This is a genomic window from Novosphingobium sp. PhB57, assembly GCF_004342985.1.
Classification (GTDB): domain Bacteria; phylum Pseudomonadota; class Alphaproteobacteria; order Sphingomonadales; family Sphingomonadaceae; genus Novosphingobium.
Genome location: NZ_SMBO01000004.1, coordinates 119,550 through 141,768, shown reverse-complemented (window position 1 = coordinate 141,768; position 22,219 = coordinate 119,550). Strand labels below are relative to the sequence as shown.

General features: G+C 65.8%; 21 protein-coding genes. 16 read left to right on the top strand and 5 right to left on the bottom strand.

Annotated elements, in window-relative coordinates:
* Positions 1 to 135: 135 nt before the first annotated feature.
* The 5 genes from EDF58_RS13920 (at position 136) to EDF58_RS13900 (ending at position 5,236) form a co-directional block, all read left to right on the top strand.
* Complete coding sequence (locus EDF58_RS13920; RefSeq protein ID WP_132266602.1) at positions 136 to 1,407, top strand: cytochrome P450; 1,272 nt, start codon at positions 136 to 138, stop codon at positions 1,405 to 1,407.
* 13 nt (positions 1,408 to 1,420) lie between these two features.
* Positions 1,421 to 2,182 carry an SDR family NAD(P)-dependent oxidoreductase gene (locus EDF58_RS13915; protein ID WP_132266599.1) on the top strand — a complete coding sequence of 254 codons (762 nt, stop codon included), beginning with the start codon at positions 1,421 to 1,423 and terminating at the stop codon, positions 2,180 to 2,182.
* Positions 2,183 to 2,289: 107 nt separating this feature from the next.
* Positions 2,290 to 3,144, top strand: coding sequence for an SDR family oxidoreductase (locus EDF58_RS13910; protein ID WP_132266597.1), 855 nt, complete (start codon positions 2,290 to 2,292; stop codon positions 3,142 to 3,144).
* A 52-nt stretch (positions 3,145 to 3,196) separates the two neighbouring features.
* On the top strand, positions 3,197 to 4,474 hold the full coding sequence (locus EDF58_RS13905; RefSeq protein WP_132266594.1) for a Xaa-Pro peptidase family protein: 1,278 nt from the start codon (positions 3,197 to 3,199) through the stop codon (positions 4,472 to 4,474).
* A 309-nt stretch (positions 4,475 to 4,783) separates the two neighbouring features.
* Positions 4,784 to 5,236, top strand: coding sequence for a hypothetical protein (locus EDF58_RS13900; RefSeq protein ID WP_132266591.1), 453 nt, complete (start codon positions 4,784 to 4,786; stop codon positions 5,234 to 5,236).
* Between the two features lie 72 nt (positions 5,237 to 5,308).
* On the opposite strand, the gene EDF58_RS13895 is transcribed toward EDF58_RS13900, so the two are convergent.
* On the bottom strand, positions 5,309 to 6,238 hold the full coding sequence (locus EDF58_RS13895) for an AraC family transcriptional regulator (protein ID WP_243654257.1): 930 nt from the start codon (positions 6,236 to 6,238) through the stop codon (positions 5,309 to 5,311).
* A 150-nt stretch (positions 6,239 to 6,388) separates the two neighbouring features.
* Between EDF58_RS13895 and EDF58_RS13890 the strand changes: the two genes are divergently transcribed.
* Together EDF58_RS13890 and EDF58_RS13885 are read left to right on the top strand one after the other, a co-directional pair.
* Entirely contained in the window at positions 6,389 to 7,357 is a 969-nt protein-coding gene (locus EDF58_RS13890; protein ID WP_132266588.1) for an SDR family NAD(P)-dependent oxidoreductase, read from the top strand.
* A 29-nt stretch (positions 7,358 to 7,386) separates the two neighbouring features.
* Positions 7,387 to 8,379 (top strand): aldo/keto reductase, encoded by a 993-nt coding sequence (locus tag EDF58_RS13885; protein ID WP_132266586.1) that lies wholly within the window; start codon positions 7,387 to 7,389, stop codon positions 8,377 to 8,379.
* Positions 8,380 to 8,477: 98 nt separating this feature from the next.
* On the opposite strand, the gene EDF58_RS13880 is transcribed toward EDF58_RS13885, so the two are convergent.
* Complete coding sequence (locus EDF58_RS13880; RefSeq protein WP_132266583.1) at positions 8,478 to 9,374, bottom strand: bestrophin family protein; 897 nt, start codon at positions 9,372 to 9,374, stop codon at positions 8,478 to 8,480.
* A gap of 210 nt (positions 9,375 to 9,584) precedes the next feature.
* Positions 9,585 to 10,871 carry a DUF6683 family protein gene (locus EDF58_RS13875; RefSeq protein ID WP_132266580.1) on the bottom strand — a complete coding sequence of 429 codons (1,287 nt, stop codon included), beginning with the start codon at positions 10,869 to 10,871 and terminating at the stop codon, positions 9,585 to 9,587.
* 243 nt (positions 10,872 to 11,114) lie between these two features.
* On the opposite strand from EDF58_RS13875, the gene EDF58_RS13870 reads away from it, so the two are divergent.
* The gene (locus tag EDF58_RS13870; protein WP_132266578.1) at positions 11,115 to 11,993 is read left to right on the top strand and encodes a pirin family protein; all 879 of its coding nucleotides are present in this window, start codon (positions 11,115 to 11,117) and stop codon (positions 11,991 to 11,993) included.
* A 421-nt stretch (positions 11,994 to 12,414) separates the two neighbouring features.
* On the opposite strand, the gene EDF58_RS13865 is transcribed toward EDF58_RS13870, so the two are convergent.
* Together EDF58_RS13865 and EDF58_RS13860 are read right to left on the bottom strand one after the other, a co-directional pair.
* Positions 12,415 to 13,110 carry a peroxiredoxin-like family protein gene (locus tag EDF58_RS13865; protein WP_132266575.1) on the bottom strand — a complete coding sequence of 232 codons (696 nt, stop codon included), beginning with the start codon at positions 13,108 to 13,110 and terminating at the stop codon, positions 12,415 to 12,417.
* Between the two features lie 109 nt (positions 13,111 to 13,219).
* Positions 13,220 to 14,053: a LysR substrate-binding domain-containing protein gene (locus EDF58_RS13860; RefSeq protein WP_132266573.1), complete on the bottom strand. Its 834-nt coding sequence runs from the start codon at positions 14,051 to 14,053 to the stop codon at positions 13,220 to 13,222.
* Between the two features lie 276 nt (positions 14,054 to 14,329).
* Here EDF58_RS13860 and EDF58_RS13855 point away from each other — a divergent pair, with 276 nt between their 5' ends.
* The 8 genes from EDF58_RS13855 (at position 14,330) to EDF58_RS13820 (ending at position 22,200) form a co-directional block, all read left to right on the top strand.
* Positions 14,330 to 15,136 carry an ABC transporter permease gene (locus EDF58_RS13855; RefSeq protein WP_132266570.1) on the top strand — a complete coding sequence of 269 codons (807 nt, stop codon included), beginning with the start codon at positions 14,330 to 14,332 and terminating at the stop codon, positions 15,134 to 15,136.
* A gap of 35 nt (positions 15,137 to 15,171) precedes the next feature.
* Positions 15,172 to 15,969, top strand: a complete 798-nt coding sequence (locus tag EDF58_RS13850; RefSeq protein ID WP_132266567.1) for an ABC transporter ATP-binding protein — start codon at positions 15,172 to 15,174, stop codon at positions 15,967 to 15,969.
* Positions 15,966 to 16,586: a cysteine dioxygenase gene (locus EDF58_RS13845; RefSeq protein ID WP_132266565.1), complete on the top strand. Its 621-nt coding sequence runs from the start codon at positions 15,966 to 15,968 to the stop codon at positions 16,584 to 16,586. Before EDF58_RS13850 ends, EDF58_RS13845 begins: the two co-directional genes overlap by 4 nt.
* Entirely contained in the window at positions 16,583 to 17,815 is a 1,233-nt protein-coding gene (locus tag EDF58_RS13840) for a rhodanese-like domain-containing protein (RefSeq protein WP_132266562.1), read from the top strand. Before EDF58_RS13845 ends, EDF58_RS13840 begins: the two co-directional genes overlap by 4 nt.
* Before the next feature lie 26 nt (positions 17,816 to 17,841).
* Positions 17,842 to 18,933, top strand: coding sequence for an LLM class flavin-dependent oxidoreductase (locus EDF58_RS13835; protein WP_132266560.1), 1,092 nt, complete (start codon positions 17,842 to 17,844; stop codon positions 18,931 to 18,933).
* Between the two features lie 106 nt (positions 18,934 to 19,039).
* Complete coding sequence (locus EDF58_RS13830) at positions 19,040 to 20,374, top strand: LLM class flavin-dependent oxidoreductase (RefSeq protein WP_132266557.1); 1,335 nt, start codon at positions 19,040 to 19,042, stop codon at positions 20,372 to 20,374.
* 23 nt (positions 20,375 to 20,397) lie between these two features.
* Positions 20,398 to 21,258, top strand: coding sequence for a TauD/TfdA family dioxygenase (locus tag EDF58_RS13825; protein WP_132266554.1), 861 nt, complete (start codon positions 20,398 to 20,400; stop codon positions 21,256 to 21,258).
* 3 nt (positions 21,259 to 21,261) lie between these two features.
* On the top strand, positions 21,262 to 22,200 hold the full coding sequence (locus EDF58_RS13820; protein ID WP_132266551.1) for an ABC transporter substrate-binding protein: 939 nt from the start codon (positions 21,262 to 21,264) through the stop codon (positions 22,198 to 22,200).
* The last annotated feature ends 19 nt before the right edge of the window (positions 22,201 to 22,219 follow it).

Here is a 22,219-nt window from a genome sequence, read left to right as displayed (position 1 = left end):
CGCGTTTTCATGACTCTACCTCCAGACTGCGCCGCCCTTCTTTTTCCTTTCGAACCGCCCTCCGGCTGCATCGCGCAGGGTCCGGTTCACCCGGCCGGGACGCAAGGGTCCGCCTGAACAACGGGAGAGTTTTCCATGACTCAGCTCGCCGAACGTGATTACTTCACCGACCACGATATTCTCCTCGATCCCTACGCCTACTTCGAAGCGGCGCGCGAGCGGGGCCCTGTCTACCGCCTTCCCGGCCGCGACATCGTGCTGGTCACGGGGTTCGAGGAGGCGCTGGAAGTTCTTAAGAACACGGATGACTATTCGTCGGTCATTGCGCCGCAGGGGCCTGCCGCGCCCTTGCCGTTCGAGGCCGGGGGCGACGACCTCTCGCCCCTGATCGAGGCCCATCGCGGCGGCTTCGTGGGCGGCGACCTGCTGGTGGCCTACGACGGCGAGCAGCACACGTTCTCTCGCTCGATCCTCAGCCGCCTGTTCACGCCTTCGAAGCTGCGGGGCAACGAGGCGTTCATTTCCGAGCTGGCGGGCCAGCTGGTCGGGGATGCGGTCGCGGCCGGGCGCTGCGAACTCATCAAGGACATCGCGACGCCTTTCGTGACCCTCGTGATCGCGGATCTGCTGGGCGTTCCGGCCGACGACCGGCAGGTGTTCATGGACGCCATCGACGCCGGGCCGCCTCCGGGCAGTCTCGATCCCGACGATCTCGCGGCCCAGAACCAGCCGCTGGTCCTCATGGGCATGTATTTCGCGCAGTACGTGGCGGACCGGCGCCAGTCTCCGCGCGGGGACGTTCTCAGCGAACTCTCCTCCGCCGCCTATCCGGACGGATCGCAGCCCGACCTGATGGAGATCGTGCGGCTTGCGACGTTCCTGTTCGGCGCCGGGCAGGACACCAGCGCCAAGCTGCTTGGAAATGCCATGCGCCATCTGGTCGACATGCCGGCGCTGCAGCAACAGCTCCGCGCCGATCCGGCGCTCATTCCCGATTTCCTTGAGGAAGTGCTGCGCCTCGAAGGATCCACGAAGATGACCGCGCGGCTGGTGAAGAAGCCCGCGCAGATCGCCGGCTTCGATGTGCGTCCGGGAGAAAAGGTCTTCATCGCCCTTGCCGCCGCGAACCGCGATCCCCGGCGCTGGGAGGATCCCGGGAAACTCATCCTCGGCCGCCCGCGCATCAAGGAACACCTCGCTTTCGGGCGCGGCGCGCACGTCTGCGCCGGTGCGCCGCTGGCGCGGGTGGAAGTCCGCGCGATTTTCGAGGAATTCCTGTCCCGCACCAGCGACATCGACCTCGACGAAACGATCCACGGGCCAAGAGGCGCGCGCAAGCTGGAATACGAACCCAGCTTCATCATTCGCGGTCTGGCCTCGCTGAACCTCAAGCTCACTCCGGCCTGAACGGGATAGGATCATGACCAGGGAAACGAACAAAGATCGCGTCGTCGTCGTTACCGGCGGCGCATCGGGAATGGGGCTGGGCATCTGCCGGCTCTTCGCAAGGAACGGCCATCCCGTGGCGATGCTCGACCGGCAGGAAGAGGCGTTGGAGCGCGAAGCGGGCGCGCTTCGGGCCGAGGGGGCGAACGTGCTGCCGCTTCGCGCGGACGTGGGCAATCGGAACGATATGGCCGCCGCTTACGATGCGGTGAGACGCAGCCTCGGCCCGATCAGCATCGTCATCGCCAACGCGGGCATTTCCGCCTCGGCAGATTTCCTCACGATGTCGGTCGAGACCTGGCAGCGGATGATCGATGTGAACCTCAACGGCGTGTTCCACACGGTCCAGCTTGCCGCGCCGGACATGGTGGCGCGCAAGTGGGGCAGGATCGTGACGATCTCCTCGCAGGCGGCGCAGTCGGGCGCGCAGGACCGTGCGCATTACGCGGCCTCGAAAGGCGGGGTGATCGGGCTCACCCGTTCGCTGGCGCGCGAACTCGCCGTTCACGGCATCACGGTCAACACGATCCCCCCGTCGCTGGTCGATACGCCGCTGGCCCGCGCCGGAGTGAACTCGGGAGAAGTGCCTCCGCTGGAGGTGATCGCCCAGGCCATCCCGATTGCCCGCCCAGGCACGCCCGAGGATATCGCGAACGCCTGCGAATTCCTGTGTTCCGACAAGGCAAGCTACATCACGGGCCAGGAAATCAACGTGAACGGCGGGACGTGGATGTAGCCCTCGGCAGGCCGGCAGGCGACCTTGCGGCGACCCGCACGACCATAATTCCGCCGAAAGCCGCCGCGCGCTTCGGCCCGGATCGATTCATCTCAGGAAAGAGGGCAATGACCGACGAACTGAAGGGCTGCACGGCTGTAGTGACAGGGGCGGGTTCCGGGTTCGGCGCGGCGCTGGTGGACCGGTTTCGCGAAGCGGGCATGAAGATCGCGGCTCTCGATATCGACGGTAGCGCCGCGCAGCAGGTGGCGGACCGCGTTGGCGCCCAAGGCGGGGAGGCGATGGGCCTGCGTGTCGATGTCGCCGATGCGGGCGCCGTACAGGCTGCGGCCGCTACCGTGGCGGATCGCTTCGGGGACTGCTCGATCCTGTGCGCGAACGTGGGCGTGCAGCATTTCGGCCCGCTGGAGCGGCTGACGGAGCAGGAATGGCGCTGGGTGCTCGACGTCAACGTCATGGGCACCATCCATACGGTCCAGTCCTTCCTGCCCCTCATCCGCCGGTCGAAGGGCCCGAAGCGTATTCTCGTCACGTCTTCGTCGGCGGCGTTGACGCCCGGCATCCGCATGGGAGCCTACACCGCCTCCAAATACGCGGTGACCGGCTATGCCGAGACCTTGCGGATGGAACTGGCCGAGGAGGGCATCGGCGTTTCGATAGCGTTCCCCGCGGGCATGGCGACCCGGCATCTGGAAAGCAGCGCCCTGGCGCGGCCCCGGGAGATGGGCGAGATGGCGATCAGGCGAGACGATATCGACGCGATGATGAAGAGCAGGGGCATGACCTCGGCGGACCATGTGGCAACGGCCGAACATGCCGCGCGCAATATACTCCCCGATCTGCTGGCGAACGAGCGCTACATCGTGACTCATGGCGCTTATCGTGCCCAGCTGGAAGAGACCTTCGACGCCCTGCTCAAGGCACATGACCGAGGGCAGGACGGTCCATCGCCCGGCACCTGAACCGCACGGCACTGCCGGCTTGACGGCGATCAATCCTGTGCCATGATTTCGCATGAGCACTTCTCTTCGATCCGATCGCCGCGGCCTGATCCTTGGTGGAGGCGCGCTGGCGATCTCCATGCTGCTGCCCGGCCCGCTGCTGGCCGACATCGACACCAGCGATCTGCGCAAGATCACCTCCGATGCGGTTCCCATCTCGCGCTCCGAACGCGAAGGGCGCCTCGAACGCGCCCGAAGGCTGATGCGGGAGCATGAGATCGATGCCATCCTGATCGAACCTGGCGCGAGCCTGGCCTATTTCACCGGCATCGAATGGTGGCGCAGCGAACGCCTGACGGCAGCGCTGCTTTTCCAGAAGGGCGATCCGGTGATCGTCACTCCGTTCTTCGAGGAACCCTCGGTGCGCGAGACCCTGGCGATCCCGGCGGACGTCCGCGTCTGGCAGGAAGACGAGGATCCGATTGCGCTCATCGCCGCTACGCTGAAGGAGCGCGGTCTTTCCAGCGGCACGGTGGCCGTCGAGGAAACGGTCCGCTTCTTTGCCAGCGACGGTCTCTCCAGACGCGCGCCGGGAACCAGGATCGTTTCCGCGAACCCGGTCGTGCGCGGCTGCCGCATGATCAAGACGCCCGCCGAGATCGCGTTGATGACGAAGGCGACCGAAGTGACGATCGCGGCCTATCGCTGGGTCTGGCCCCGCATAAGGGCGGGCATGACCCCGCACGAGATCGGCGGACTGATGGACGCGGCGACGGTGAAGCTGGGCGGCACGCCGGAATTTTCGCTGGTCCTGCTGGGCGAGGCCTCCGCCTATCCGCACGGGTCGCATAAACCGCAGACCGTGCGGGAGGGCGAGGTGATCCTGATGGACTGCGGTTGTACCGTCGAAGGGTACCAGTCGGACGTCTCGCGCACTTTCGTTCTCGGGAAGGCGCCTTCCGAGGTCCGCGCGATATGGGATACCGTCCACGAAGGCCAGCGGATTGCTTTCGATGCCGCGCAAGTGGGGCTGCCTGCGGGCCGTGTCGACGATGCCGTTCGCGCTTTCTACGAGAAGCGCGGCTTCGGTCCCCGCTATCGGCTGCCCGGCCTCTCGCATCGCACCGGCCACGGCATCGGCCTCGATGGCCATGAGCCGGTCAACCTGGTTCACAACGAAACGACGGCGCTGGCCCCGGGCATGTGTTTTTCGAACGAGCCGGGGCTCTATTTGCCCGGCAAGTTCGGCGTGAGGCTCGAAGACTGCTTCCACATGACGACCAACGGCCCCGCCTGGTTTTCCAACCCGCCCATTTCGTTGGAGCAGCCGGTCGGAACTGTGGCGCCATAATAGCCGACCGGCGATCGACTGCCTGAAAGACCGGACCACCTCACGCGACTGAACGGCGCCACGCCACGCTTCGTCTCATCTGCTTCTTGCCAAAAACCTGGACCTGTCCTGACGCGGGAGTATCGCGCTCGGCATCGAATTCCAGCAATTGGCCCCGCTGCAAGTGTGCCGGGTTTTTTCTCATGAATAGGGAGTTTTACCGTGACTAGACCTTTCGGCCTCGGGCGATATTCCGTTTTGACGTGCGCCGCGGCGACCCTCGCGCTTCTGGGTACGGCCCAGGCCTCTTTCGCCGAGACCCAGACGGACATGGCCGAGGCGATGGCCCAGGCGAAAAGCGGTTGCTCGCAAAAGGAATTCGTTCAGTTCCTCGACGCTTTCATCGCCTCGCCGGCGGTACGCGCGAAATACACTGCGCCGTCCGTCGAACAGCGCGCGTTTCGCCAGCCCGCCAAGGCGTCCGGTACCAACCTTCCCGCCAGCAATTACCGGATCTTCAACGTTTCGCATGTCGACTGGCAATTCGCCGACACGGCATCCGTCAAGCGCTGGGAAGCCGATCCGAGCCAGCCCTACACCGCGCTGGATGTGAAATTCGAGGACCTGCCCGACGGCAGTTACAGGTTCACCTATCAGCCTGCGATCCTGCGGGACGATGAAGAGGGTGACGGTTGGACGGTCGAGCGGCACATTGGCAAGCCGGCCGGTTATCTGTTCGCATGGCAGAACGGCTGCTGGCAGCTCACGCAGGATCTCCGCTGAACGAAAGCGCGGCGAGCGAGCAGGCAACCGATCGGAGAGCGGCAGGGCTTGCCGTCACGCCGAGGCTGGAAATCACGTCAGGTCGAACCGCTCGGAGGTCGCCTCGCGCATCCGGGCGGCGTCCCGCGTCGGCGGCGACCCGAACTGGCGGGCATATTCGCGGCTGAACTGCGAGGCGCTCTCGTAGCCGACGGCGAATGCTGCGCGCGCGGCGTCCGGGCTGGCCGTGAGCAGGCGCCGGGCGGTCTGGAGGCGCAAGCTCTTCTGGTATTGCAACGGACTCATGCCCGTGGCGGCCTTGAAGTGCCGATGAAACGAAGGAACGCTCATCCCGGCAATTTCGGCGAGCGCTTCGGTGCGCAGCGGCTGGTCGAAATTGCGACGAATGCATTCGATTGCGCGGCGCGTGCGCGAGAGGCGGCTGTCCTCGCGCCCGATCTGGCGCAGCATTCCGCCATGGCCGCTCTGGAGCAGGCGGTAGAGCACCTCGCGTTCGCGGGCCGGACCGAGGATCGGGATGTCGGCCGGACTGTCGAGAAGGGCCAGAAGCTGCTCCCAGGCATCCAGGATTTCGCGGGTCACGGGTGCCACGCCGAAGCCCGCCAGCGGACCTGCCGGTTCCGACGGCCCGGACGAACGCGGCAGTTCGGCAAGCAGCTCGGCCAGGACTTCGCGGTTGAGCGCCAGGGTCGTGACGATATAGGGGCGCTCGCGCGATGCCTCGGTCACGCAACCGACGGCGGCGACCTCAACCGAGGTCACGAAGCAGGTTGCGGCATCGTAGCGCAGCACGCGATTGCCGATGGTCACTTGCTTGGCGCCGCGCAGGACCAGGCAGATCATCGGTTCATACCGGCTGCTGATCGTTCCCCCGGCTTCGCATGCCATGTGAACGCGAAGGCGCGGCACCGGCATGTCTGCGGGCATATCGCGGGAGGGCCCGGGAATATGGCGCTCCACGCGCCGGCACATGCGATTGAGCGTGTCCTGCATGAACGTCATTATCGGGCTGCCTGCGGGGTGATGCAACCGCGCTGATAGGATTGGGCAAGGCGTTGAGACGATCGGGCACCCTGGGCAAGGGGCCGCGCCCTATATCCGCCTCCTGGCCTCACCGTCTCAAGTGGTGAGCGCCACGAACCGGAGACAATCATGACCCATCCTTTCGGAGAGACTTCGACCGCCGACGAGGTGCTTGGCGGGATCGACCTTCGCGGCAAGCGCGTGCTCGTGACGGGCGCTTCTGCCGGCATCGGCATAGAGACCTGCCGCGCGCTGGTGGCCCACGGTGCCGAAGTGGTCGGCGCGGTGCGCGATCTGGCCAAGGCCGAGCGGGCGACCCAGCAGGTGCGTGCGGCAGCCGAGACCGGCGGCGGCAGCTTCAGCCTGGTCGAACTGGACCTGGCATCCCTTGCGAGCGTGCGCGCCTGTGCGGACGGCCTGAATGAAGCGGGACAGCCGTTCGACATCGTCATCGCCAACGCGGGCGTGATGGCACCGCCTTTCGGGCAGACCGCGGATGGGTTCGAAACCCAGTTCGGCACCAATCACCTGGGCCATTTCGTGCTGGTGAACCGCATTGCTCCCTTGCTGCGCGAGGGGGGCAGGCTGGTGAACCTGTCCTCGGCCGGGCACCGCTATGGCAACGTCGACCTGGAGGACCCGAACTTCGAGCGCGGCGATTACGATCCCTGGCTCGGCTACGGACGCTCGAAGACGGCGAACGTCCTCTTCGCCGTGGAGTTCGACAGGCGGCATCGCGACAGGGGCATACGCGCCGTGGCCGTCCATCCGGGTGTGATCTGGGATACGGAACTGTCCCGCCACATGACGCAGGACGAAAAGGAGGCGCTCGTCGCCTCGATCGGCGCGAGCCTGGAAGCGGCGGGCGCCTCTGCGCTGGTCTACAAGTCGATACCGCAAGGCGCGGCCACCACGCTCTGGTCTGCGGTGGTGGCCGAACCATCGCAGATCGGCGGGCGCTACTGCGAGGACTGCCGGGTCGCGGAAGTCCAGGAGAGCGAAGGCCTGCGCGGCGGCGTGCAGCCTTATGCGCTCGATCCGGACAACGCGAAGGCGCTCTGGGCGAAAAGCGAAGAGATGGTCGGCGAGCGTTTCTGACGCCGGGCCCGAACAGAGGAGACGACAACATGAAGTACCGCACTCTTGGCCAAGGCCTGAAGGTATCCGCGATCGGCGTCGGCTGCATGCCGATGATCCGCGAAGGCAACATCAACTATGGCCTCGCCGATGACGCGGTTTCGACCCGCACCATCCACGAGGCGATCGACCTTGGCATCACGTTCTTCGACACGGCCGAGATGTATGGGCCGTTCCGCAACGAGGAACTGGTCGGCGCTGCCATCAAGGGCAGGCGCGAAGGGCTGGTCATCGCCACCAAGTTCGCCATGCGCTGGGATGGCGACACGCCGACCCACGTCGATGGCGGCCCCGAAAACGCGCGGCGCGCCTGCGAGGGATCGCTGAAGCGCCTGGGCATCGACACCATCGACTTGTTCTACCAGCACCGCGTCGATCCGAACGTCCCCATCGAGGAGACCATCGGCGGCATGGCCGAACTGGTGAAGGAGGGGAAGGTGCGCCACATCGGGCTGTCCGAAGCGGCCGCCGATACGGTGCGCCGGGCCGCCAGGGTGCATCCGATTGCAGCGCTGCAGAGCGAATATTCGATCTGGGAGCGCGACGTGGAAGGGGAGATCCTCGATGCCTGCCGTGAGAACGGCGTCGGCTTCGTGCCTTACAGCCCGCTGGGGCGGGGTTTCCTGGCCGGCGGCATTCGCAGCCTGGACGATCTTCCGGCGGGCGATTGGCGGCGCAACGATCCGCGCTACTCGCCCGAGAACATGCCGAAGAACCTTGCGATCGTCGATGCGGTCCGCTCGGTGGCCCAGCGGCACGGTGTCTCCAATGCGCAGATCGCGCTGGCGTGGTTGCTGGCGCAAGGGGACGATATCGTCCCGATCCCGGGGTTCAAGCGCAGCGAAACTCTGCGCGACAGCGCCGGAGCCCCCGACGTGACGCTCACTGCCGAGGATCTGGCCGTGATCGAGGCTGCGGCACCCAGCGGCCGAACGGCCGGCCCGCGCTACAACGAAGCAGGGATGGCACGCGTCAAGCTCTGACCGATCGCGCGAACCGGAAAGCAGGGCAGGCCGGCAACGATCGCCGGCCTGCCTTCGCGCGAAGATCGGGCTGAAAACGGTGCAACCCTGCCCGGCAATCAGCGCAGCACGTAGTTCGCCGGGGAGACCGGATCGGGCAGGTCGGTCATTCCCAGGGCCGACAGCATCTCGCGCTCGACGGTGCGCACCATGGCGTCGAGCGGGAGGTCGTTGGGTTCGAGGCCGAAGGGATCCTCGAGCTGATCGCCCAGCGCATCCAGTCCGAAGAAGGTGTAGCTGACCAGCAGGACCGGAAGGAGTGTCCACCAACCCAGCGAACCGGCCAGCGCGAAGGGCAGCGCCAGGCAGAATATATATGCGGTGCGGTGCAGCAGCAGCGAATAGCTGAAGGGAACAGGGGTGAGGGCAATGCGCTCGCAGCCGGCCTGGACTTGCGCCAGCAGGTGAAGCTGTTCCTCGATAAGCGAATGGTGGATCGCGCCGACTCGTCCGTCCCTCGCCAGTTCCAGGCCGTGACGGCCCAGTTCGCGAAGCAGGCTGTCACTGGGATTGACGGCATCGTCCCATGGCCCGCTCCCGCAGCGCCTGGCGATTTCTTCCGTTTCCCCGCTTCCGCGCAGCCGGGCTGCAAGGCCCGCCGTAAAGCCGCACATGCCGATCAGGAACCTGCGTTGATCGGCATGTTCGAGAGTGACGACGCGGCGCGCAAGTGAGCGGCCGGCGATCACGAGCGAGCCCCAGAGCTTGCGCCCCTCCCACCAGCGATCGTAGCAGGCATTGTTGCGAAAGCTCATGAAGATCGAAAGCGCGATACCGATCAGCGTGAAGGGCGTGGTGCCGATCCGGGAAAACAGGTCCGGCCGCTGTCCGGCGGCCATGACGGCCAGGCAGCTGACGGCAGCGATCGTCACCAACCTGCCGACGATACGGGGAAGGATCGATCCCCTGATAGCGAAAGCGACATCCCAAAGGCCCGGTTTGGGGCGAACGATCATAGGGAAATCTCGGCAGCATTCGCGGCGGGACCATGCGCGGCCACGACATGCGGGGGCTTGCCGTCACACTGGTAGCCGGTTGCGCAAGCCTGGGTTTCGATCAGCATGGCATGGCTCTAATCCAAGCCGCCGACCAGCCGCAAGAGCCACTTTCGCAGGGATCCTTGCAGCGGTTGCAAGGCATTCGCATGGCGGATGCGCCTTGCCGGCCTAGTCCGTGACGAAAGTATCGCCGCCGATGAAGACCATGTCCTTCGAAGGGTGTGCAGGCCGCCCGGTCGCGCCGTAAGCGAAGCTCGTCCGCTTTACCCGCCCGTCGGCATATGTGAGTTCAAGCGTGGTGCCGGACAGCCGGTAACGCCCGCTGCCACCAGTCTTGCGCCCGGCGTAAACGCCGCTGCCCATCGCGCCCATGTTGGATCCCTCCACGAACTGCCCGTCCGGCGTGAAGCGGATCTTGTCCACGAACAGTGCCACCGTCGTTCCGCCGCCTTGCAGCCCGCTGGAGCTGGTGCGTGAATAGGCGCCGGAGAGTGTCGCGCCGCCCTGTGCGCTGGAGAAGGCCGGAAAGAAGTTGCCGGAGGGAAGCGTGTAGTCGTTCGTATGGCCGTCGCTGCCGGTCAGACGAAAGCCTCCGCCTGCCTGCTGCCAACGCCCCCAGCGGTGCGGCTCGCGCGCCTTGGACTCTGCGACGTTCAACTCGTCGAGCGGCGTGGCGCCGATCTCCCAGTATTCGCCGTTGCCGAAGAATGCGAGCGGCTCCCAGTCGACCCCGCCGCCGCCCGAAATCGCGCGAAAATACAGGCCGGCAGCTTTGCTCGTGGCAGACATCCCTGACGCCCGCACGGGTGTTGGGGCAGGGGGCGGCGGGGCGGTTCCCGCTGCCGATGGTGCGCCTTGTCCGGCGAAGCCCTTCGCCGTCAGCGACATGCGGCGCATGTCCACCTTGAGCAGAGCGGCGGCCTGCGCCTGGACGGCGTCACTCACCTGCCGTTTCATCGCGGCGCCCTGCGTGGCTGCGGCCTGCATCTGGATTTCGGCAAGCAGCGCCTGGAGCAGCATGGTGTCTCCGATATCCTGCCGCCCGCGGTCGTCCAGGGCGGCGAAACCGGGATTGGCGAGCATCACCTTGCGCATCTGCGCCCGCACTGCCTGCGCTGTCTCGCGATCGGGGCGGCTGTCATCGACAATGCCGTTTGCGGCCAGCCAGGCGACCATCCAGTAAGCGGAGACGAGATCCACCACGTCTTCGATATCGAAGCCGAGTTTCCCATAGGCGGGCCGGACCTTGGCGACGATATCCTCCCGGAAAAGCTTCTCCAGTTCCGCCCCGGCCTGCGGTGATTTCTGCCCGAACAAAGCGACGATCTTCGCCTCCTTCTCGGCAAGGAGCGCGGGGTCCCGGTGAAAGCGGGTGGCCGGTTCGGACTGCGCGGCGGCGGCCGGGCCAGAAGCCAGCAGCAGGAGGGCAGACGGTATCAGGACGCGGGGGAGCATCGGACCTCCTTCGGGACATACCGAACCGCGCTGGCCGCTGAGACATAACGCGGTCATGACAGGGGCGATAGGCCGTTCGAATGATGGGGCGAACGGTCCCCGCCATACCGCCTGGCTCTGCCATCAAGCTGCAATGGATTGCCATCACGGGTCCTCCTGCTATCCGGAGCATCAGAACCGCGTTCGGACCTCACGAAGCAAGACCAGCGCTTTGCGCCGCGTGCTTTCCAAAAAGGAATTCCCATGACCAGCCGTTCCGTTGCCGGGATCCATCCCGCCCGCCGCGACGATATCGCTGACCTCGTCACCCGGCGGCCGGTGCCGGGACCGGGCCTCGATCAGGTCGATCCGTTCCTTTTCCTGAATCATCACGGCCCGCAGGTCTATCAGCCCGGAAACAACGGCCTGCCTTTCGGTCCGCATCCGCACCGCGGCTTCGAGACGGTGACCTTCATTCTCGAAGGCAATCTCGCCCACCACGACACGGGCGGCCATGAAAGCATCATCGAAGCGGGCGGCGTGCAATGGATGACGGCAGGCTCCGGCCTGATCCACGCGGAAGTGTCGCCGCCCAGCTTCAAGCAAGCAGGCGGTGCCCTGGAAATCCTCCAGCTCTGGGTCAATCTTCCGTCGCAGCTGAAGATGTCACCTCCGCGCTACACCGGCGTTCAGGCCGACGGCATTCCCGCGATCCCGATCGCCGGAGGGCAGGGTACCCTGAACCTGATAGCGGGCACCTATGGGGACCACACCGGGCCGATCCCGTCGCTCACCGGCGTGTTCATGTCGACCCTGCGTCTGACCGCCGGCGCGCGGATCGACCTGCCGGCTCCCAAAGAGCGGAGCGTGTTTCTTTATGTCGTATCTGGAAGCGTCTCGGTCAGCGGCGAGGCCGTGAACGCCTGGCATCTCGTCACCGTGAGAGATGATGGCGACACCCTTTCGATCGAGGCGCAAAGCGACGCGGTGCTCCTGTTCGGCCACGCCGACCCGATCCGCGAACCGGTGGTGGCCCATGGTCCCTTCGTCATGAACACGCAGGCGGAAATCGGCGAGGCCATCCGCGACTATCAGGCCGGCAAGTTCAACGGCACCGGCCCCTTGCGCGGCGTCGGGCAGTAACGGCGCCGTTCTTGCGGGGAGAGGCACTCTCCGCAAGGCTGCCTTGAGGCGAGGTGTGCTGATCGAGGGTGATGGCGGAGGGGCGCTCGGATTTACCCTAGGACCCGCCGCCTTTCCCTGCCTAATTGACCGCCAGCGCCTTCCCCAATGCGGATATCAAGGTGTTCGCGGAGGAATCGACGCCTGATTTCCGACCGATGAGGAAATCGCGCGTAGGCGCTGCGAACATTTCGGCGCCAATGGCTGTCTCATGTGCATGCCGGTGGCGGAAAGGCTGACCGGGCGTAAGCACTGACGGGGATCATCCTTGGGATCGCAGCGGCCACCGTGAGCGCTCAACAGGCAATGGGCAGCAACGCAGGGCAGAGCCGGAATATGCGTCCGTGCTCAATTTCGCCATTCGCTGGCCCCGGCATGTTTTCTATAAGGATGACTGCACATCAAGCGGTTCGCCGAAATGCCCGAGGCTTGTTCCCTGGCTTGCCAGGGCGCTCAGGATCGTTTCGCTGTCAGTGCGTTGCAGCCAATCCGGGCTCGCTTCGAAGAACAGGACCTTGGCGTCCTTGCCAAGCACCAGGACGGCAGGCTGGTCGATTTCGTAACTGAACGTGCCGAGTGTCGAGCCTATCCATTCCTGGCCGGGCGCGACTTCAGGCTGTTCTTCGGGCAGGAACGTGATGCCGAGGTCTCTCGCCAGTGCATAGCCGGGGTCGCTGGCGACGGTGAAGCCGAGCTGGTGGCGCTCGATCAGCGCCCGATCGACGGGGATCTGCGCGCTGACGGCAACGAGTGGAATTCCATGCTCGCGAAGCGCGGGCCATAGGGTTTCGTTGTAATAGGGCAGGGCGATGTTGCAGGCCGGGCAGCCGCCGAAGCGGAAGAACACCAGCACCGCCGGTCCCTCTGCGAGAAGCTGGTCGCGGGTGAGTTCCCCTCCATCCTGGTCGATGAGCCTGAAAGGCGCGATCACGTCACCCGCGCGCGGCAATGTCGCGGGGTCGTGACGTCTGGCCAGTTCGCGGCGCTGCGCAGCGTTTCGCTCGAGCTGCTCGGCGCTCCAAGTCCGTGCGCGCTCGGCCTGAAGCTCGGTGAAACGATCCTTGAGGCTCTTCGTCATTCTTTCCCTCCGGATGGATGTCCGGGGGCAAGGCTAGGCGGGGCGCCGCGGCGGCGATAACAAGAAGCGCAGTCGCACCCTTGATAATTTTCAATAAGGGCTTGGCGGTCTACAACGCGGCCACGACTTCGCGCGCCAGGCTGGCCAGCTGGCTTGTCGGGCCGTCCAGGTTCGGCGCGGTCTGGAGAATGCAGGAGACGTTGGGAAGGGCGGGCAAGTCTCCATCTTCCAGCGGCGCGTCACGCAGGAACAGATGCGTGCGGCAGGTCACTCCGAGCCCGGCATCGACAGCCGCCCGCAAGGCAGTGAGGTTGGGCGTCTCCACAGATATCCGGTAGGGCCGCCCGGCTTCCTCCAGAGCATGGATCGCCGCTTCGCGAAAGCGGCAGGGCGGCTCCAGCACGGCGAGCTGCACCACGGTTTTCCGGGCAAGGTCGGGATTGCCGTACCAGGCCATGGGCGCACTGGCGATGGCGCCCGGATCGCTCGCCGCGGCAAAGCCCAGCACGATATCCAACTGACGACGTTCAAGCTGGCCCAGCAATTCCGCGGTGCCGGCGATCCGCGAATAGAGCTGCGCCTCGGGATGCAGTTCGGCGAAGCGGGCGAGAAGCCCGGACAGCAGCATCTCGGCGAAATCCTGGACCATGCCGATTCTCGCAGGCCCGGTGAAATGGCCCGCGGTTACGGCGGCGACGGCCTCGTCATGAATGTTCAGCACCTTGCGGGCATATTCCAGCATCAGCTCACCCGAAGGGGTCAGCGTGAGCCGGCGGCCGTCGCGGTGGAACAGGGCCTGCTGGAGCAGCTCCTCCAGACGCTTGATCTGCAGGCTCAGTGCGGACTGGCTCACGAAGACCCGTTCCGCTGCGTTGAGCATGGAGCCCGTATCGACGATCGTCACGAAGCTGCGCAGCAGGTTGGTCGGCAGATTTACAGGCATGTGAGAATCACTCGCTCAGAGAGGGCATCGGCGCGAACCTAGCGGCCCGCACTATCTCAACCAAATTAGTAGAGTTTGTCCCGCTGATGGCAATGCTTGTGTGGCCTCTCAGGAAAAGGTGGGCGGCATTCACCCCGCTTGCTGCACGATTCAGCTACGAGAATCCGCGGTTTCCCTGCGTTATGAGCGCGGCTGATAGGCCTTTCGTCAAAACTCAATTGAATTAGTAGACAATGCGATGTCTCTTCCGCGGATGCCATATCCGAGAAGACATCAATGAGCGCCCGCCCGTCCTCCCGTATCCTCTCGTTCGGAGCGCTGGCCCATACGCTGCGCAGCGCACGCTGGCTGTCACCCTTGCTGTTCCTGCTGCTGTGGGAGCTGGGATCGCGGTGCGGCCTCATTCCCGAACGCACTCTGGCGGCGCCGTCGACAGTGCTGTCCACGATGCTGGACATGGCGCTTTCCGGGGAGCTTTCGAACAACCTCTGGGTCTCTTTCCTGCGTGTGGCGATCGGACTCGCGATCGGGATCACCATTGGCGTTGTGCTGGCGCTGGTCGCCGGGCTGTCGCGGCAAGGAGAGGTCGCGGTCGATCCGATCATGCAGATCAAGCGCACGATCCCGACGCTGGCGCTGACACCCCTGTTCATCGTCTGGTTCGGGATAGGCGAAACGCCCAAGATCGCCCTGATCGCCTTCGCCTCGATCTTTCCGGTCTATCTCAATCTGTATAGCGGCATCCGCAGCGTGGACGTGCGGCTTCTGGAGGGTGCGCGCAGCTTCGGCTTGAGCCGTGCCGAGCAGATCTGGCATGTCATTCTGCCCGGCGCGCTTCCCTCGCTGCTGGTCGGGCTGCGCTATTCCCTGTCGGTCGCCATCCTCGTGCTGGTCGTTGCCGAACAGATCAACGCTTCGGCCGGTCTCGGCTATCTCATCAACAATGCACGCGACTTCATGCGGACCGACATCATCGTGGTCTGTCTGATGGTCTACGCGGTGCTTGGTCTTGCCGCCGACGCCCTTGTGCGCGCCGTGGAAAGCCGCGCCCTGGTGTGGCGCCCCAGCATCGTCTCGCAATGACGCCCAGATCCGCACCTTATCCGGAGAACCCAGCCATGGACGCCCGAAAGATCGGTCCGCACCGCGCAACAGCGCCCGAATTCTACATGACGCCGCCGGTCGTCCGCCTGCGGGACTTCAGTCGCAGCTTCGGCGATGACACTGTCATTTCGGGGTTGAACCTCGACATCGCACCGGGGGAATTCGTGACCCTGCTTGGCCGGTCCGGCTCGGGCAAGACCACGTTGCTGCGCACTCTGGCCGGGCTCGATCCGACGACCGGGCAGGATGTCACGGTTCCAGACTCGCGCGCGGTGGTGTTCCAGGATGCGCGGCTGCTGCCGTGGAAGAAAGTCTGGCGCAATGTCGCGTTGGGTCTTCGGCAGGGCGACGTGCGCCGGCGGGCTGAGGATGCCCTGCGCGAGGTGGGCCTTGAGCACCGGCTCGATGCCTGGCCGCTGACCCTTTCCGGCGGCGAGGCGCAGCGGGTTGCGCTGGCCCGCGCCCTGGTTCGCGAACCGCGCCTGCTGCTGCTGGACGAGCCTTTCGCGGCGCTGGACGCTCTGACCCGGCTGCGGATGCACGAACTCGTGCTCGCGCTCTGGACGCGGCACCGGCCGGCGGTGATGATGGTCACGCACGATGTGGACGAGGCGATCGCGCTGGCCGACCGGATCGTCCTCCTGGACCAGGGCCGCATTGTCACGCAGGAGCGGATCGAAGCGCCTCGCGGAGAGCGCGCCCATGTCGCGCGAGGGCTGCGCAGCCGTCTACTGAGCGCGCTTGGCGGGCACGTAGCCGAAGGTCCCTCGCCGGCCGAGATCATCGCGCTTCACGCCGGAGGCCTGGCATGAACGCGCCGGTTTCTCTCGTCATCCCTGCGAACGATATGGCGCCGCTGCGCCGCTTCGTGAGGGGCTTCGCGGCCTTGATCGACAGCGCCGCCGGACAGGCGGAAATCCTCGCAGACGGCGGCGACCTGCTCGCCCGCCTGGTCTCGCGCGACGATTGGCTGCCCGATGCCTTCGCCCGCCCGCATCCCGAGCGCTATCAGCAATACCTCCTGCACTGCGACAGCGCCGAGCGTTTCAGCGTGGTGTCCTTCGTCTGGGGGCCGGGCCAGGCGACCCCGATCCACGATCACCGCGTCTGGGGTCTCGTCGGCGTGCTGCGCGGAGCGGAGCGCGTGCAGAACTACCGTCGCCGCGGGGATGGCTCGCTCGTTCAGCAAGGCGGGACCGGAGAGCTTCGCGAAGGCGAAGTGGAAGGGATCGATCCCCACGTCGGCGACATTCACCGCGTGGCCAACGCCTTTGCCGACCGAACCTCGATTTCGATCCACGTCTACGGGGGCAATATTGGCGCCGTCGAGCGCGCGACGTACCGCGACAGCGGCGAGGAACGCCCTTTCATCTCGGGCTATGCGAACGACGTTCTGCCCAACCTCTGGAATGGAGTGATCCGGGCATGAGTGTTTCTCCCGCGCAAGTCCGAAGCGCCTTGCTGGGCCGCCGTGAGATAGCGCTCATCGATGTACGGCAGGAGGCTCAGTTCGCGCTCGGCCACCCGCTTTTCGCGGCGCAGATTCCGTTGCAACGCATCGCTCTGGAAGCGCCCTGGCGCATCCCGCGCAAGGATACCCCGATCGTGGTCTATGATGACGGGGAGGGGCTTGCCGAACCGGCGCTGCACCAGTTCCGCGCGCTCGGTTATACGCAGGTCGACCTGCTGGCAGGCGGACTGCCCGGTTGGCGTGCAGCGGGCTATGAACTGTTCGAGGACGTCAACAGCTACTCCAAGGCCTTCGGGGAACTGGTGGAACACCGCCGCCAGACTCCCTCGCTTCCAGCGCCGGACGTGCTCGCGCTGATCGAGGAAAAGGCCGACATCGCCATTCTCGATGCCCGCCGGTTCGAGGAATATGCGACCATGAGCATTCCGGGCGGCCGCAGCGTGCCGGGCGCGGAACTCGTACTGCGAGCGCCCGTTGCCGCGCCGGATTCGGATACGACGATCATCGTCAACTGCGCCGGGCGCACGCGCAGCATCATCGGCACCCAGTCGCTTATCAACGCAGGCCTGCCGAACCGCATCTTCGCCCTGCGCAACGGTACGATCGGCTGGACACTGGCCGGGCAGACGTTGGAAACCGGGCGGCAGGAAAACGTCGACAAGGGCGAAGAGGGCGGACAGGACCTTGCCCGCACGCGGGCCCGTGACGTGGCCTACCGCGCCGGCGTGCGCCGGATCGACGGCGCGGACCTCAGGGCTTTGCTCGCCCACGACGATCGCACTCTCTATCGCTTCGACGTGCGCCAGCCTGCCGAATTTGCGGCCGGTCATCCCGCGGGGTTCCGCAATGCGCCGGGCGGGCAGCTGGTGCAGGAAACCGATCATTTCGCCCCCGTGCGCGGGGCGCGCATCGTGCTGGCCGACGACCTCGGTTCGCGGGCAGACATGACCGCTTCGTGGCTTGCCCAGCTCGGCTGGGAGGTGCTGGTGCTGGCTGACGCCTTCGACGGTCCGCTGGAAACCGGAGGCGACGGCGCCCCGGCGCCGCGCGGGGCGCATGGCCGCTACAAGCGCCCTTACGAAGGCACCGACAACCGCGAGACCGCCATGCAGGCCTATCTCGACTGGGAATACGGTCTTGTCGCCCAGCTGGAGCGCGACGGCACTCACGGCTTCTTCGTCATCTGATCCCACACCTCAGGGAGAATTGCATCATGACCGTCAAGTTCATCGGCTATATCGGCTTCAACGACAGTTCGGAGATCCACGGCGGCGCGCGCTCGCGGGCGCTCGACCGGGACTATGTGGAGGCGGCCGCCCGCGCGCAGGAAGCGGGCGGGTTCGACCGGGTGCTGATCCCGTTCGGTTCCAGTTCGCCGGAAAGCCAGATCGTGGCCGCCCATGCCGCCGCGATCACCACGCGTCTCGGCTTCCTGGTCGCACATCGGCCGGGCTTCACTCAGCCGACGCTCGCCGCGCGCCAGTTGGCGACGCTGGACCAGCTCTCGGGCGGCCGCGTTGCCGTGCACATCATAACCGGCGGCGCCGATGAGGAGATGGCGCGCGATGGCGACGGGCACACCCTCAAGGCCGAGCGCTACTTGCGCAGCGACGAATATCTGGACGTGCTCAAGCGCGAATGGAACGAGCAGGCGCCGTTCGACCATTCGGGCCGGTTCTACGACGTGCGCGGCGGCTTCAGCGCCGTGAAGCCCGACAATCTGCCGGTGTTCTTCGGCGGCTCCTCGCCCGAAGCGATCGAGGTCGCGGGGCGCCATGCCGATGTCTACGCTCTCTGGGGCGAGACGCTGGAGCAAGTGGGCGAAGCCGTGCGCGCCGTCCGCCATGCCGCCGCCCAGCATGGCCGCAATCCCGGTTTCTCGCTCTCCTTGCGCCCGGTCATCGCCGATACCGAGGAAGCGGCGTGGAAGAAGGCCGACGAGATCACCGAGAAAGTCCGCGCCCAGCGCGAGGCGGCGGGCTTGCCGACCAGCGGCCATCGACCGCCCAATGCCGGATCGCTGCGCCTGCTCGAAACCGCCCAGACCCAGCGCCGTGACACCCGCCTCTGGACCGGCGTGGCCGCGCTCACCGGTGCGGCGGGCAATAGCACCGGCCTTGTCGGCACGCCCGAGCAGGTCGCGGATGCGCTGCTCGAATATTACGACATCGGCATCGACCACTTCCTGATCCGGGGCTTTGAACCGCTGGCAGACGCCATCGACTATGGCCGCGACCTGATCCCGCTGGTCCGCGCCAAACTCGCCGCGCGCGAGGGAGCGGACAAGGTCGCGCTGGCGAGCTGAATCCGGCCTCCGGCGCTTTGGAAATACTCACCTTCCTATCAGCCATCCGCGTTGGTTCGTCCCGGCCCACCCGCATAGCCTGACACCACGCAGAAGGAGGAAAGACATGACCACCCGTCAACTCAAGCTCGGCTTCATCCTGCACGGCGTCGGTCCCGGTTGGGACGACTGGCGCCACCCGGACGCCCAGGTCGATGCCAGCACCAGCCTGTCGTTCTATACCCGGCAGGCGCAACTCGCCGAGCGCGGAAAGTTCGACTACCTCTTCGTGGCCGATAGCGTCTCGATCAACGCGCGTTCTTCTCCGCACTATCTCAACCGGTTCGAACCGCTGACGATCCTCTCGGCGGTGGCGGCGGTGACCGAACGCATCGGCCTCGTGGGCACGGCCACGGTCAGCTATACCGAGGCCTACAACCTCGCCCGCCAATTCGCTTCGCTCGACCATATCAGCGGCGGCCGGGCCGGTTGGAACGTGGTCACCTCTTGGCTGGAAGGGAGCGCGGCCAACTTCGGGCGCGACAAGCACCTCGACCATGACGTGCGCTATCGCCTCGCCGAGGAATACCTCGACGTCGTCAAGGGCCTCTGGGACAGCTGGGAAGACGATGCGCTCGTCCGTGACAAAGCCAGCGGACAGTTCCTCGATCCCGCCAAGCTCCACGAACTGAACCACAAGGGCGAATTTCTCTCCGTAAAAGGCCCGCTCAACATCTCGCGCTCGCCGCAGGGGCAGCCGGTGATCTTCCAGGCGGGCTCCTCGGAAGACGGCCGCAACTTCGCCGCCCGCCATGCCGAGGCGATCTTCACTCACCAGGAAGACCTTGCCGAGGGACAGGCCTTCTACGCCGACGTCAAGGCGCGGGCGCGCGGCTTCGGCCGCGATCCCGAGCAGCTTCTGGTGCTTCCTGGCGGCCGGCCCGTGGTGGGTTCGACCGAGGAAGAGGCCGAGCGGCTCTACGGCGAACTGGCGGGCCTCGTCAGTCTGGAGAACGCGCTTCGGGCGCTCGGCCGTTCGTTCAACGACCACAATTTCAGCGTCTACGATCCTGACGGCCCGTTCCCGCATCAGGTTGCGGAAGAAGGGCGCAGGAGCAACCAGAGCGCGTCCGAGCGCGTGCTGGCCGATGCCGCCCGCGGGCTGACGCTGGGCGAAATTGCCCTGCGCGTCGCCACCCCGCGCAGCCACTTCACCGGCACTCCCGAGCAGATCGCGGACCGTTTCCAGCTCTGGCTCGAACAGCGCGGATCGGATGGCTTCAACCTGTTCGAATCGCTGCCCGGCCAGCTTGAGGTCTTCGTCGATCAAGTGGTGCCGATCCTGCAGGCGCGCGGGATCTACAAACGCGACTACCCCGGCAGCACCTTGCGCGAAACGCTGGGGCTGGACGTTCCCGTCAACCGCAACACCGCCGCGCGCCTGCGCCGCGACGCCGCCTGACACGAAAGCAAAGGAGAAGATTCATGGCCAGCACCGCTTCCACTTTCGACGTTTCGAGCACTGACCTCGTCATCCGCCCCGTGCAGCCGACCATCGGCGCCGAAGTGGAGGGCGTGGACCTTTCCAAACCCCTGACCGACGAGCTGCGCTCCTCCATCCGCGCCGCGCTTCTCAAGTGGAAAGTCCTGTTCTTCCGAGACCAGTCCATCGACGACGCCCAGCAGGCGGCCTTCGCAGCGAACTTCGGCCCGCTCTACACCCATCCCACCACACGCCACGATGCGGCGAACAAGGAAGTCCACGCCATCGCCGCGCGGGAGGACCGGGAATACGAGAAGAAGCTCGGCTACAAGCTCAGGGCCGGGGAGGCCTATCACACCGATACGAGTTGGCGGCTCGTGCCGACCTGGGGCGCGGTGCTGCGCGATGTGAACCTGCCTGAAGTGGGCGGCGACACGATCTGGGTGGACGCGAACCTGGCATACGAGACCCTGGCGCCGGAACTGAAGGAGCGCCTGGAGGGCAGGCACGTCACGCACAACTTCGTGCCCGCGCTGGAGCTTTCGGGCCACGAATACCCCATCGTCGCGCACAAGATCGTGCGCACGCATCGTGAAACCGGAGAGAAGATCCTCTGGGTCAACTTCTCGCAGCAACCGCAGATACTCGGCCTGGAACTGTCGGAGAGCCGCGAACTGCTGGAAGAAGTGCTTCGCCAGTACAAGCGGCCGGACCTTCAGGCGCGGTTCTCCTGGCGGCCGGGCACGGTCGCGTTCTGGGACAATCGTGCCACAGTGCACTTCGCCGTGCGCAACTACGGCGACTTCCCGCGCGAGCTGCATCGCATCCTGATCGCGGACGAGCCGCTCTGGACGGATCTCTGAACTATGATCGATAGACGCGGCCTGCTTGCAGGACTTGCCACGACTGCCGCCCTGGCCGCTTGCGGCCGGGGCGGCAGCGCGAATACGGACGTGCTGCGGGTAGGCAGCCAGAAGGGCGGCACGAAATCGCTCATGCTGGCTTCCGGCGCGCTCGATGGCGTCTCCTACGAAGTCGAATGGTCCGAATTCCCGGCGGCGCAGAATCTTCTTGAAGCGCTTGGCAGCAGTGCGGTCGATCTCGGATTGGTCGGCGACGCCCCGTTCCAGTTCGCTTATCAGGCCGGGAGCCCGATCAAGGCCGTGAGCGCGCAGCGCACACAAAGCCGTATCGACGGCGCGCTTTCCATCCTGGTGCCGGCGCGTTCGCCAGTCCGCGACGGCAAGGGCCTGAAAGGAAAGCGGATCGCCACGACGCGCGGCAGCGTCGGGCACTACCTGGTGCTGCGATCGCTGATGGCTTCGGGCTACGGTCCGGGCGACGTCGAGCTGGCGTTCCTGTCCCCCAGCGATTCCCGCGCCGCGCTCCAGACCGGTGCGGTGGATGCCTGGTCCACCTGGATGCCCTATGTCGCGGCGGCGCAGGCCGAGGGCGATCGCATCGTCGTCGACGGCAGGGACTTTGTCCAGGGCTACGGCTTCGACGTTGCGCCGGAAAGCGCCATCGAGCGCAAGCGCGCGCAGCTGAGCGATTTCCTCGCGCGCGAGGCAAAGGCCCTGCAGTGGGCGCGGAACCATGTCGACCTATATGGCGCGGTCCTGGCCAGGGAAACCGGGCTGCCGCCGGACATCGCGCGCGCGACGGCGGAAAAGAATGTGCGTCTGCGTGTACCGATCGACGCCGGCGTGATCTCCGATCAGCAAGTCGTGCTCGATACCTTCCGCCGCTTCGGAGAGGTCAAGACTGTGCGGCCGATCGATAAAGCATTCGCGGATCACATCTGAGATAAGCAGAAATGAAATT